This window comes from Cytobacillus gottheilii (genome assembly GCF_001636345.1).
Taxonomy (GTDB): domain Bacteria; phylum Bacillota; class Bacilli; order Bacillales; family Cytobacillaceae; genus Cytobacillus; species Cytobacillus gottheilii.
The window spans coordinates 4,215,555-4,228,809 of record NZ_KV440945.1 but is presented as its reverse complement, the minus strand read 5'-3'; the positions used below and the strand labels follow the sequence as shown (position 1 = coordinate 4,228,809).

The 13,255-nt window shown below is 40.3% G+C and carries 13 protein-coding genes; 11 read left to right on the top strand and 2 right to left on the bottom strand.

Annotation, left to right across the window (positions count from 1 at the left end; all coding sequences use genetic code 11):
* Window positions 1-130 precede the first annotated feature (130 nt).
* From gatC to A6754_RS20490, 8 genes are all read left to right on the top strand, one after another.
* Window positions 131-427 carry an Asp-tRNA(Asn)/Glu-tRNA(Gln) amidotransferase subunit GatC gene (gene gatC, locus A6754_RS20525; RefSeq protein WP_066450312.1) on the top strand — a complete coding sequence of 99 codons (297 nt, stop codon included), beginning with the start codon at window positions 131-133 and terminating at the stop codon, window positions 425-427.
* A gap of 51 nt (window positions 428-478) precedes the next feature.
* Window positions 479-1,939: an Asp-tRNA(Asn)/Glu-tRNA(Gln) amidotransferase subunit GatA gene (gene gatA, locus A6754_RS20520; RefSeq protein ID WP_066450306.1), complete on the top strand. Its 1,461-nt coding sequence runs from the start codon at window positions 479-481 to the stop codon at window positions 1,937-1,939.
* Window positions 1,940-1,951: 12 nt separating this feature from the next.
* The gene (gene gatB, locus A6754_RS20515; RefSeq protein ID WP_066450305.1) at window positions 1,952-3,379 is read left to right on the top strand and encodes an Asp-tRNA(Asn)/Glu-tRNA(Gln) amidotransferase subunit GatB; all 1,428 of its coding nucleotides are present in this window, start codon (window positions 1,952-1,954) and stop codon (window positions 3,377-3,379) included.
* A gap of 756 nt (window positions 3,380-4,135) precedes the next feature.
* Window positions 4,136-5,164: a LytTR family transcriptional regulator DNA-binding domain-containing protein gene (locus A6754_RS20510; protein ID WP_066450303.1), complete on the top strand. Its 1,029-nt coding sequence runs from the start codon at window positions 4,136-4,138 to the stop codon at window positions 5,162-5,164.
* A 124-nt stretch (window positions 5,165-5,288) separates the two neighbouring features.
* Entirely contained in the window at window positions 5,289-6,137 is an 849-nt protein-coding gene (locus A6754_RS20505) for an ABC transporter ATP-binding protein (protein ID WP_066450302.1), read from the top strand.
* Complete coding sequence (locus A6754_RS20500; protein ID WP_066450299.1) at window positions 6,134-6,841, top strand: ABC transporter permease; 708 nt, start codon at window positions 6,134-6,136, stop codon at window positions 6,839-6,841. Before A6754_RS20505 ends, A6754_RS20500 begins: the two co-directional genes overlap by 4 nt.
* Window positions 6,842-6,919: 78 nt before the next feature.
* Window positions 6,920-7,471 carry a thioredoxin family protein gene (locus A6754_RS20495; protein WP_066450296.1) on the top strand — a complete coding sequence of 184 codons (552 nt, stop codon included), beginning with the start codon at window positions 6,920-6,922 and terminating at the stop codon, window positions 7,469-7,471.
* A 92-nt stretch (window positions 7,472-7,563) separates the two neighbouring features.
* A complete protein-coding gene (locus A6754_RS20490; protein WP_066450293.1) occupies window positions 7,564-8,619 on the top strand; it encodes an NAD(P)H-dependent flavin oxidoreductase in 1,056 nt (351 codons plus the stop codon).
* Window positions 8,620-8,686: 67 nt separating this feature from the next.
* On the opposite strand, the gene A6754_RS20485 is transcribed toward A6754_RS20490, so the two are convergent.
* Complete coding sequence (locus A6754_RS20485; RefSeq protein ID WP_066450291.1) at window positions 8,687-9,619, bottom strand: manganese-dependent inorganic pyrophosphatase; 933 nt, start codon at window positions 9,617-9,619, stop codon at window positions 8,687-8,689.
* A gap of 149 nt (window positions 9,620-9,768) precedes the next feature.
* Here A6754_RS20485 and A6754_RS20480 point away from each other — a divergent pair, with 149 nt between their 5' ends.
* The 3 genes from A6754_RS20480 (at window position 9,769) to A6754_RS20470 (ending at window position 12,043) form a co-directional block, all read left to right on the top strand.
* Window positions 9,769-10,521: a metallophosphoesterase family protein gene (locus A6754_RS20480; RefSeq protein ID WP_066450286.1), complete on the top strand. Its 753-nt coding sequence runs from the start codon at window positions 9,769-9,771 to the stop codon at window positions 10,519-10,521.
* A 12-nt stretch (window positions 10,522-10,533) separates the two neighbouring features.
* A complete protein-coding gene (locus A6754_RS20475; protein WP_066450283.1) occupies window positions 10,534-11,268 on the top strand; it encodes a class I SAM-dependent methyltransferase in 735 nt (244 codons plus the stop codon).
* Between the two features lie 376 nt (window positions 11,269-11,644).
* Window positions 11,645-12,043, top strand: a complete 399-nt coding sequence (locus A6754_RS20470; RefSeq protein WP_066450278.1) for a DUF2500 domain-containing protein — start codon at window positions 11,645-11,647, stop codon at window positions 12,041-12,043.
* Between the two features lie 331 nt (window positions 12,044-12,374).
* On the opposite strand, the gene A6754_RS20465 is transcribed toward A6754_RS20470, so the two are convergent.
* Complete coding sequence (locus tag A6754_RS20465; protein ID WP_066450275.1) at window positions 12,375-13,244, bottom strand: GNAT family N-acetyltransferase; 870 nt, start codon at window positions 13,242-13,244, stop codon at window positions 12,375-12,377.
* Window positions 13,245-13,255 lie beyond the last annotated feature (11 nt).

The window sequence follows — 13,255 nt, the reverse complement described above, 5'->3', positions numbered from 1 at the left end:
TCCGTAACAAACAGGAATTTCATGATAAAATATGTAGGTACAAAAAGGGCGGATATTGCTTTAACGCGTGAACGTTTGATATGATCAATAGTAATGTACATACGAATAAAATGTTTTGGAGGTGCAAGAAATGACAAGAATTTCATCAGATCAAGTAAAACATGTAGCCAATTTGGCGAGACTGCAGCTATCGGAAGAAGAAACAGAATCCTTCCGCAATCAGCTTGAGGCGATGATTACGTTTGCTGAGCAGCTTAATGAGCTTGATACAGACGGAGTCGAACCAACTTCACATGTTCTTGATATGAAAAACGTGATGCGGGAGGATGTGGCTAAGCAAGGCTTGCCGCAGGCTGAGGTTATGAAAAATGCCCCAGATCATCAGGATGGCTATATTAAAGTACCGCCTATTATGACTGAAGATTAAAAGAGATTGCTCAATGCTTGATATAAGATAGAGAGAATTGGAGGGAAACATATGAGCTTATTTGATGATGGAGTAAAAGCATTGCAAGAAAAGCTTCATAGAAAAGAAATTTCCGTCTCTGACCTCGTTTCATATTCTTTTAAAAGAATTTCAGAGGTAGACGATAAAGTTCAGGCCTTTTTAACATTAGATGAGGAAAAGGCGCTTCAAAAAGCAAAGGAATTAGATGCCAAGCTAACAGCTGGAGAAACCAGAGGCATGCTGTTTGGGATGCCAATTGGTGTGAAAGATAACATTGTCACTCAAGGCTTGCGAACAACTTGCGCAAGTAAAATTTTGGACAACTTTGATCCAATTTACGATGCTACGGTTGTGAATAAATTACATAGTGCTGAGACGGTGACGGTTGGAAAGTTAAATATGGATGAATTTGCAATGGGTTCTTCTAACGAGAACTCGGGCTTCAAACCAGTACGCAACCCATGGAATATTGACCATGTTCCCGGCGGTTCTTCAGGTGGATCTGCTGCATCGGTTGCTGCGGGAGAGGTTCTTTTTTCATTGGGATCAGACACAGGCGGTTCCATTAGACAGCCGGCATCCTTTTGTGGAGTGGTCGGTTTAAAGCCTACGTATGGACGTGTTTCTCGCTTTGGACTTGTTGCGTTTGCATCTTCCCTTGATCAAATTGGTCCTATTACTAGAAATGTTGAGGACAATGCCTACTTGCTGCAGGCGATAGCTGGAATTGATCCAATGGATTCCACTTCAGCCAATATTGAAGTGCCAAACTTCTCGGAAGCTCTAACTGGGGATGTAAAGGGACTGAGAATAGCTGTGCCAAAGGAATACTTAGGAGAAGGTGTAACAGAAGAAGTGCGTGCTTCTGTTTTAAAATCGCTAAGTATTCTTGAAAAATTAGGAGCAACATGGGAAGAGGTTTCATTGCCTCATTCAAAATATGCCTTAGCTGCTTACTACCTATTATCCTCATCTGAAGCATCTGCCAACCTAGCGCGCTTTGATGGCGTACGGTATGGCTATCGAACGGAAAATCCTGAAAATCTGTTAGAACTATACAAAAAGACACGAGCTGAAGGGTTTGGAGACGAAGTAAAACGCAGAATTATGTTAGGTACATTTGCATTAAGCTCAGGCTATTATGATGCTTATTATAAAAAGGCACAAAAGGTGCGCACATTAATTAAACAAGACTTTGAACAAGTGTTTGAAAACTATGATGTCATTATTGGACCAACAACACCAACACCAGCCTTTAAGCTTGGTGAAAAAGTGGATGATCCGTTAACGATGTACGCAAATGATATTTTAACCATTCCAGTGAATCTTGCAGGTGTGCCAGGCATTTCAGTTCCGTGCGGATTATCAAATGATGGCCTGCCGCTGGGGCTGCAGATTATTGGGAAACATTTTGACGAAAGCACAATTTATCGTGTTGCTCATGCGTTTGAGCAGGAAACAGATCATCATAAACAAAAACCGGTATTGTAAGGGGGGAACGACATGAACTTTGAAACGGTCATAGGACTAGAGGTACACGTTGAGTTAAAAACAGACTCAAAGATTTTTTCATCAAGCCCAAACCATTTTGGTGCTGATCCAAATACAAATACAACGGTCATTGACTTAGGTTATCCAGGTGTGCTGCCTGTTGTGAATAAAAAAGTAATCGATTATGGCATGAAGGCTGCAATGGCATTAAACTGTGAAATTGCACCAGTCACGAAATTCGACCGCAAGAATTATTTTTATCCAGACAATCCGAAGGCTTACCAAATCTCTCAGTTTGATAAGCCAATTGGGGAGAATGGCTGGGTCGAAATTGAAGTAGACGGCTATAAAAAGAAGATTGGGATTACGCGTATTCATTTAGAAGAGGACGCAGGAAAGCTTACACATGGAAAAGGGTACTCCCTAGTTGATTATAACCGTCAAGGAACTCCGCTGATTGAAATCGTATCGGAGCCGGATATCCGTACGCCAAATGAAGCATATGCCTACTTAGAAAAATTAAAATCCATCGTTCAATACACTGGAGTGTCTGATTGTAAGATGGAAGAAGGCTCTCTCCGCTGTGATGCTAATATATCCTTGCGTCCTGTTGGACAAGAGGAGTTTGGAACGAAGACAGAGCTGAAAAACCTAAACTCATTTAACTTTGTGCGCAGAGGACTTGAGTTTGAGGAAAAGCGCCAGGCAGAGGTTTTAAGTGGCGGCGGTATAATTGAACAGGAAACAAGAAGGTTCGATGAATCAACAGGTGCAACATTGCTGATGCGTGTAAAAGAAGGATCTGATGATTATCGCTATTTCCCAGAGCCTGATCTTCTGGACATTCATATTGATGATGAGTGGAAGGAAAGAATTAAAGCTGAAATTCCAGAACTTCCGGATGCCAGACAAAAGCGTTATATTGAGCAATTTGGCCTGCCGGTTTACGATGCTGCTGTATTAACGGTTACAAAGGAAACGGCAGATTTCTTTGAGGGTGCTGTAGAAGCGGGTGCAGAGGCAAAACAAGCATCTAACTGGGTGATGGGCGAACTTTCGGCATACTTAAACGCAGAACAAAAAGAACTTCATGAGACAAAACTTTCACCAGAAGGTCTTGCTGGAATGATCAAGCTGATCGAAGATGGAACAATTTCTTCAAAAATGGCAAAAACTGTATTTAAAGAATTAGTCGAGAACGGCGGAACGGCTCAGCAAATCGTTAAAGACAAAGGACTTGTACAAATTTCCGATGAATCTGCGCTGCTGAAGATTATTTCCGAAACTTTGGACAACAATCCGCAGTCGATTGAGGATTATAAAAATGGAAAACAAAAAGCGGTTGGCTTCCTTGTTGGCCAAATGATGAAGGCAACCAAGGGACAAGCAAACCCACAGCTTTTAAACAAGCTACTAATGCAGGAAATACAAAAAAGGTAATTAGAAAAGCGGAGGGCGCTCGCCCAGGGACGACAAGCTTAAGACAAGATGGCATAAAGGTTGTCCTTTAACCTTTAGGAAAGATTGGCTTAAGACCTCGAGTCCCTAGCGCCAGAAGCTAGACAATTAGAAAAGTGGAGGCGGCTTGCCCAGCCGCGGCAAGCATAAGGCGAGCCGGGCGGAAGGTTGTTCTTTAACCTTCTGAACGGATTGACTTATGACCTCGAGCGGCTAGCCGCTGGAACTAGACAATAGAAAAGCGGAGGGCGCTTGCCTTCTAACTTAAGAGGCTGGGACATAGTATTTAACACAACCACAGAACCGAATGATTAGGAATCTTTCTAATCATCCGGTTTTTTGTTTGTTTTTAAACATTTAATATTTCTAAACTCGAGTGAAATGGAGCGGAGGACACTCGACTCCTGCGGGCAATAGAGGAAAGGCTGAGACCCCGCAGGAGCGGAAGCGACGAGGAGGCTCAGCTTCCTCCCCGTGGAAAGCGAGGGTCCGCAGCGCAATGTAACGGGCTTATTTTTTATTACCATATTCCATGCTAGGATTTTTCATATTGTAATATGAATATTTTAGTTTTGTAGCAGTGTTTTTTTCGCAAGTATGTCTATAAATTTCGACATGTTTTCTTTTTATTTCCCAGGAAAAGATGATTATTCTCAAAATTAGACAAGTTTTCCCATGGTAAATTCATGTATAATGATCAAAGATACTAGATATATAGCAGAAAAAGGCGGTAGGAACGTGACAATTTTATCATTTAACAATATTGAAAAACATGATGGCCATACGATTGTATTTCCCTCTTTTCAGCTTTCCATTGAATCTGGAGAAATTGTCGGTCTGATGACAAGCATAAATGTGAGAACCGTTCTTCTTGAAATGTTAAGAAGAAAGATACCCGTTCCTGATCAGGCTATAGCTATAGATGGGAAAAGTATTCAGCAGCTGGGGAAGAGTTACCATCAGCGAGTAGGTATACTGTCTATTGATGATGGACTTTACGAGCGCCTAACGGTTAAGGAAAGTCTGTTGTTTTATCATAGACTATTCGATTCTAAACTGCCGATAGACGGAATTCTTCAACTAACCCAGCTTGAGGCAAAAAGAAATGTCCGAATTAGCAAGTTGACATTCTCAGAAAAAAGAAGAGTCCATTATGCTCAGTTGCTTCTAAGCGATCCTGATATTTATATATTGGAGGAAGCGGATCAAAATGTTGATCTGGAGACAAAGCGAGTTTTAATGAAGGTAGTCCAGGAACTGCAAAAAAATAATAAGGCGGTTTTTGTGCTGACGAGTAATATGGACAGTGCTCTCGCTGTTACAAACACGATTTATCGGCTAGATGAACATGGGTTACATAAGCTGGACGTTATGCAGCAGGAAATGGAACCGGAGGATGAGGCAGTCGAAGAGGAACCAATTGTACAGCCGGTCCGCTTTGAAAAAATACCAACTAAAGTGAATGAAAAGATCATTCTATTTGATCCGCCTGAGATTGATTATATTGAAAGCAGTGAAGGAAGCTCACAGCTATACATAAAAGGTGACATGTATCAAAGCATGTTTACGTTAAATGAATTGGAACAAAGACTTCTTCCTTATGGATTTTATCGCTGCCATCGTTCGTACATTGTTAACCTTCAAAAGGTTAGGGAGGTTATTACCTGGACAAGAAATAGCTATTCACTTGTCCTTCATGATCAGTCATCCATTCCGCTTTCAAAAACAAAAATGGCGGAATTAAAGGAGATGCTTGGGCTTAAATAATGCTCCATTCACCCTTTATATGGTCTATTCAACCTCTAAATTGCTCTTTTCATTGAATATATACTGCATGAACCTGTGGACTGCCATATGATGGAGTCAGCAAAACAAATGCAGGAGGATGACAATGGAAAATATCATTGAGGTTCAATCGTTAGCGAAATTATTTGCCAATCAAACAGCACTTGAGGATGTTTCATTTCAAATTAAGAAAGGTGAAACATTTGGTTTCCTTGGTCCAAGTGGTTCAGGTAAAACAACTACTATTAAAATCTTAACAGCTCAAATGGCGCAGACAGATGGGGAAGCATATGTGTTTGGTCGCCCTGCTCATCTTTTGAAGGATCCGGCTCAGCGTGGAAGAATCGGTGTGCTGACAGATAACAGCGGATTATATGAACGATTATCAATCTACGATAATTTAAAATTATACTGCGGATTATACAATGTACCTCATTCCAGAATTGACGAAGTATTAGAGATGGTTAATTTAAAGGATGAGAGAAAGAAAGTTGTTTCGAAGCTCTCAAAAGGGATGACACAGCGTGTAACATTGGCAAGAGCATTCTTGCACAAACCAGATTTGCTCTTTCTGGATGAGCCAACTTCTGCTCTTGATCCAGTCAACTCTCGTCATATTTACCGTGGTCTTGATCAATTGAAAGAAAATGGTACAACGATTTTCTTAACAACTCATGATATGAATGAAGCAGAATTGCTTTGTGATCGCGTTGCTTTTTTAAATAAAGGAAAAATCCAGTTAATCGGGCCGCCTAAGCAGCTCCGCAAACAATATGCAGATAATACGATATCTGTTGAACTGGATAATGGGCAGATTGAGGTGCTTGAGAAAGGTGATAAAGGAGCACAGCGCATGTATCAATTGATGTCTGAAAATAAAGTTGTTTCTGTTAACTCGAACGAGCCAACACTTGGAGATATATTTGTAGAAATTACAGGGAGGAAGCTATCATGACATTTTCATTAAAACGTACTTTAGCTATTTTTCAAAAAGATTATAAAGATGTTAGTAAAAATATGTATGTATCATTTACCGTTATTGTTCCGCTATTAATGGCCTTTCTTTATGGCATGCAGGGTGATATGGGTGTTGACATGGTCTACACTGTAATTAATATGTCATTATCTCTTGTTGGAGCCTATATTCAATGTTCCTTAATTGCTGAAGAAAAAGAGAAAAATACATTGCGCGGACTTATGCTTTCACCTGCTAGTACATTGGAAATCCTGGCTGGCAAAAGCTTACTGACATTCGTTACAACTATTCTAGTTATCGTATTTTCTGCTATGATCATTGATTATCAGCCAGAGAATATCGTTATTGTAGGTGTTGCGATTGCTTTATCTACTCTTTTCTACATCGGTCTAGGAACAATTTTAGGATTAGTAACAAAGTCAGTGATGGAAGCATCTGTCGTGATCATGCCATTTTTCTTCCTTTTCACTTTCGGGTCATACGCAACTCTTTTAGCAGAGCGCTTCCCTGTGTTAAAGGCGGCAGAATATATGCCGAATACTCAATTGATTGAATTAGCGAAAGAAGTTCAAACCGGAGCGGGCTTTGGTGATATATGGAGTTATCTTGCTGTTATATGTGTATGGATTGCTGCGGTATTTATCTTATCCTACGTTACATTTAAAAAACGAATGATGGATTAATGAAAAATCACGCAATTTGTAATTCTTCCCTTTCCCTTATAAAATATAGGTATGAAATCAACAAAGGGGCGATAGGGAATGACTTTACAAGAGTGGTTTAATAAGGGACTTACAACAGAAGAATATCTGGCTGGAATGAACGTGAACAAAGATGAAATGATGGGGATTTACAGCAAATATACTTTATCCTCAGAAGAAAAAGAAAAACTGCAGCCTGTTAAAGATCAAGGGCTTAAAGTAATCGTGCTAACAGAGGACTGGTGTGGAGATGCGATGCTCAACAATCCAGTCCTTCTAAAGATTGCCGAGGAAATCGGCATGGAAGTTCGCTTTATATTGCGAGATTCTAACTTAGAATTAATGGATCAATACTTAACAAACGGAACATCAAGAGCCATTCCAATCTTCGTTTTCCTTAACAGTGAAGGAGAAGAAGTGGCTGTTTGGGGACCGCGTGCTCCAAAACTTCAAGAGCTTGTTATATCTGAAAGAAGCAAGCTGCCAAATGCTGAGGCTGATGACTTTAAGGACGAGCAAGCGGCAATGTATAAGCGTTTAACTGCTTCATACCAAGAAGATGAGAACCATTGGCACACAGTGGCTGACAGTATTATAGAAAAGTTGGTTTAGACTGGCGGGAGAGATCCCCCGGTCTTTTCTCTTGTTATAATTAACTGAATGTTTTGTTAATAATTTATAATTCTTTATAAGGAGCTGTACCAATGAGCCGGTATAGAAATCAATTGACAGAACTTCTCCAAATCCGTTATCCCATTTTACAGGCGGGAATGGCAGGAGGAGTGACGACAGATCACCTTGTAGGCGCTGTTTCTGAATTTGGCGGTCTTGGTCAAATCGGAGCAGGATATATGCAGCCGGAAGAGATCACTCTAATGATTAATAGGGTTAGAGAACGGACAGCCAAACCGTTTGCTGTAAATTTATTTGTAATGGAGAATTTCCCAATGCCTATCCTTGAAGAGATGGAAGTGGCAGCGAAAGCACTGGAAACCATTGAGTCGGAACTAAATGTGGAGCAGTTACTAAGAAAGATGGAAGTGAACAGCAAGTCGGTGTTTGAAAATCAAGTTGAAGTAGTACTTAAGGAAAAAGTTCCGATCGTTAGCTTTACATTTGGGATTCCCGGGGAGGAGATCGTTCGGGAGCTTAAGAAAAATGCTGCTGTATTAATTGGGACCGCAACTACTGTAAAAGATGCATTAAGGCTAGAAGCTAGTGGAATGGATGCAATCGTTATTCAAGGAGAAGAAGCCGGAGGGCACCGCGGAACATTTCATGGAGAACAAGATGAATTAATCCCTGTACATGATTTAGTGGCACAAATTGTTCCGAAGCTTCGTATTCCAATCATAGCAGCTGGAGGAATAATGAATGGGGAATCCATTCAGAACGTTTTGGGCTCAGGTGCTCAGGGAGTTCAACTCGGAACAGCATTTTTAACATGTGAGGAAAGTGGAGCAGCATCTGCTTATAAAGATATATTAATAAATGGAAAGGAAGAAACTGTTTTAACGAGAGCTTTTTCAGGTAAGCTGGCACGGGGCATTCATAATCAATTTATCGCTGAAATGAATGGAAAACCGACCTTACCGTTTCCTTATCAGAACACACTCACCGGAGGGTTAAGAAAAAAGGCAGCTGCGCAAGGGAATGCCCAGTTTATGTCGCTATGGGCCGGAAGTAATTATGGAATGGCCAAGAGGCAGACGGTGAGTGAATTAATGGGAAGGCTAGTATATGAGATAGATGGAATGTAAGAATAATGGGAAAAATGATATATGCCAAAAAAACATCCCGTAATTTTTCACGGGATGTTTTTAAATATTATTTCGCTGCCAATACATTCGTTAAAGGCGGAACAATCTGCTTCTTACGGGAAACTACACCTTTTAACACAGCTTTATTGTTTTCAAGACTTACGCCAAATGCTTCTGCAACGGAAGGGCTTTGGTTTCCGATTGCAAGTGCAACAGAATCGTTGTTTAAGATGTCTGTTACAACTAAAAGGAAGAGGTCTAAGTTTTTAGACTCAACAATTAGTGAAATAGCACTTTCAAGCTCATCTTGACGGTTCATTACGTCGTTTACATCAACAGCGTTTACTTGTGCAACTTCTGTTTTATAGCTGCCCATTTGGAATTCTTTCGCATCAATTGTCAGCAGGTCTTCGATTGTTTTATCGCTTAGGTCTGCACCAGCTTTTAACATTTCAAGACCATATGCTTCCGCATCAACTCCAGCAATTTCAGCAAGTTCTTTTGCTGCTGCCACATCTTGATCTGTGCATGTTGGAGATTTAAACAGCAGGGAGTCTGAGATAATAGCCGATAGCATTAAACCGGCCATTTCCTTTGTGATTTCAATGCTGTTTTCTTTGTAGATTTTCTTCAAAATCGTTGCAGTACAGCCAACAGGCTCAGCACGATAATATAGAGGATCGCTTGTCTCAAAGTTTGCGATACGGTGATGATCAATAACCTCAAGGATTCTCACATCTTTGATATCGTTGGCACTTTGCTGAAACTCATTATGGTCAACAAGGATGACTTCCTCTGCCTCAGATGCTACAGCTGTTACTAGACGAGGTGCATCTACGTTGAAGTAGTTTAAAGCATACTGTGTTTCTGCGTTTACTTCGCCTAGACGGATTGCTTCGGCATTCATGCCTAGTTTGTTTTTTAATTCTGCATATACAAGCGCTGAACAAATTGTGTCTGTGTCAGGGTTTTTGTGTCCGAATACAAGAACTTTTGACATAACTCTTCTCCTTAATATTAAAAGAATCAGGCATCACTTGCCCTACCCGTTATTTTAACATATATTTTTTATAATCAAAATCAGCATGCTAAAATTAAAGGAAAAGCTTTCCTGCATAGAGAATGAAATGGATAAAAGGGGGGATCACGATGGATAAAATTGCAGTAATATCAGATATCCACGGTAATCTTACGGCGCTTGAGGCGGTTTTAGACGATATAGAAAGAAGAGATATTCATACGATCCTATGCTTAGGTGATCTAATTGGAAAAGGGCCGAATTCGAAAAAAGTATTGGAGCTGATTCGTGAAAAATGTGAGGTTGTGGTGCTTGGCAACTGGGATGATTTTATTCGAAAGCCGATTGACTCCTCGGAGATTGTCTGGCAGCAGAACCAGCTTGATGAAGGGGATATGGCGTATTTAGGGAGTTTGCCGTACCATTATGATTTTTATATGAGCGGTAAATATGTAAGATTATTTCACGCTTCCGCTAAGAGCGTCTACCATCGGGTATTTCCAATGGGAGCATCAATCGAGGAACTGCAGGATATGTTTGCTAATACAGAATGGATTGTTCCACTGGAAGACGGTGCAGCTCCTGATGTTGTCGGCTATGGAGATATTCATGCTGCACTTATACAGCCGATCTATCCGCAGCGAATGCTTTTCAATGCAGGAAGTGTTGGAAACTCACTTGATATGAGAGGGGCAACCTATTGTATCCTGCATGGTGTCTATCAATCCAAAGAAGCTGCACCTTTTTCGATTGAGCTTGTCAGGCTGCCATATGATATTGAAAAGGAATTACTGATTGCAAAAGAGATGGGACTGCCAGGGTTAGAGGCGTACGAACTTGAATTGCGTGAATGCAGATATCGAGGGAGACCAAAATCAGAGTAAGGGGGAAGCAATATGGAATACAAAGGATCATCTGTATATGAACATAAAGATTTTTTTGAGAATTATATGAACCGCCGCCATCGCAAAGAGAGTCCGAATATAGTGATTGAACTGCCTGCTCTTCTAAGCATGATAGGGAACATTGAAAATCAAAAAATTTTAGATGTAGGCTGTGGAGATGCCTCGCTTGGCGAAATGCTTCTTCAAAATAAAGGGAATACATATACAGGCGTGGATGGATCTGAAAGCATGTGCCAGAAAGCAAAAGAGTTACTTGGAGATCATCCTGGCTGCACCATTTTGCATTCGTCCATAGAAGACTTTGATTTTGATACTGAAGTCTATGATCTTGTTGTATCACAGCTTGCTCTTCACTATGTTGAAGATTTGCAAAGTGCAGTTAACCGGATTTTTTCATGCTTAAAGCAGGGCGGCCGCTTTATCTTTAGTGTACAGCATCCGCTCCTGACGAGCTCATCTAAAAGTGTGCAAGGCGGTGGCCGGCGCTCTGATTGGATTGTTGATGATTACTATCACACAGGGAAAAGAGTTGAACCTTGGATCGGTGCACATGTCGTCAAATATCATCGGACAATAGAAGACTATTTTTCTATTCTTCAGCAAGCTGGGTTTAAGATCACCGGATTAAGTGAAGCCCGTCCGCTTAAAGAGAATTTTGTTGAAGAAGCTGAATATGAAAGACGAATGAGGATTCCGCTGTTTTTGCTGTTTTCTTGTGTAAAATAATCAAATAAAACTTGCTGTTATTCTGCTTTTTGTACTATTTCAAGAGGTTCTCTGATTAATAAGGTGGATTATTTTAGATCTTTTTTGCGTATTAAGCGGTAACACATTCTTAAGCGGGTGGGGATTCTATTGAATAAAAATCAACCGATGGCAAAGGTTACATGGGCGATCATCGGCGGAATATTTGGTCTCAGTATTGGAGGAATAGCAGGATTCATTGCTTATTATGTCATAACTGGCTAGCTTTGAAGTCACTATTTAAAGATACAAGCAAAAGGTGTTGTCTTGATTAAAGATAACATCTTTTTGTTGTTTGAAACATTCTGAATTATTAATCGTATATAAATGAATACGAATGTAAAGGAGTGATCATTTAATGGAGCCTTTCTATGGAGGAGATCTTATTTTTCAAATTGTTCCTATCATTATTGGGATTATTTTTGTTATTGTTATTGGCGGTATATTATTTAACATATTTAACGGGATAGGGCAGTGGCGAAAAAATGAACAGTCACCAAGGCTTAGTGTGCCGGCAGTTGTGAAATCAAAACGTACTGATGTATCCAGACATGCAAATCATCATGATCATCACCACCATGTCAGCTCATCGACTAGATATTATGTGACATTTGAGTTTGAGAGCGGAGATCGTTCTGAACTCCACCTTTCCGGTAAAGAATATGGATTGTTGTCTGAAGGAGATAGTGGCGTGTTAGACTTCCAGGGCACAAGATATTTAGGCTTTGAGAGAAATAGATCAGCACAGGATAGTTAAATCTTTATACAGAATGAGGCTGGGACAAAACGAAATTAATCTTTTTAAAACACGAATATTCAATAACTTGATTTAGTTATTTAAACAAGTCCGTTCCATTGCGCTGCAGACCCTCGCTTTCCGTGGGGAGGAAGCTGAGCCTCCTCGGAGCAAGCTCCTGCGGGGTCTCACCTTTTCCTCTATTGCCCACCGGAGTCGAGTGTCCTCCGCTCCATTACACTCTTGCTAATAAAATATATTATATAATCATAAAAAACCGAATGATTAGAAAGATGATTTCCTAACCATTCGGTTCTAGGAGTGTTAAATACTTATATCCCAGCCTCGTATTTTAGCTGGATTCTTCCTCTATCAATTGATAACTCTCTAGCATATGATCTAATTTAAATCCTGCAGCAACATAAAGTTTAATAGCAGCACGGTTATCCTCACTGACGCATAAGGTGATCTCAGTGATGGAAGAAAAGCTGAATAGACGAAGTAGTGCCGTTTGAATCAGCATTGTACCGTACCCTTTTTTCTGGTGAGCAGGAGAGATGGCGATGTATTCAATATTGCCTTCACCATGTTTGGGATCTGCTTCAAAATATACATAACCAATAATTGATGAAGAATCTTTGATCAGCAGCAGCTGCCGGTGATGATCTATATTTCTAATGATGTCCGCTGCAGAATAATATGTATTAGGAAATATCAAGGTATGCAGCTGTGAGAAGGCATTTTCATCATTAGGCGTAAAAGGCTGAACGAGAGAGATATCATTGAATCTTACTTGATCACGGGACATTTTTAAGATAGCATAGGTTCCTTTGCTTACTGCTCGCTTAGTATTCAGCCAGCGGATGGCTCTCGTATTTTTTATATTGATAAAAAAATGAAGTTTGTTAATGGCAGCCAGTTTTTCAAATAATGCCTCTGCAATGTGCTCCCAGCTGCTATCCTCTTCTGCATGGATAAAAGGTCCCCATACCTCTGCTTCTTCGTTTGAATCATAAATATCCAAACCAATGGCACCAATCAGTTTTTGTTCTTTATACGCACAGACGAACGCTGACTCTGCATTTAGCTCATGAAGTGTATCGTAAATTTCTTCTTTTTCCTGGCCGCAGAAGCCGATATGATTGGAGGGCGTATTATTCAACTGTTCTAAAAAAGCGGCAAGTTCATGCAAATCTCTAGGGTTTTTGTACAGAATGGTCATATGCAGATCTC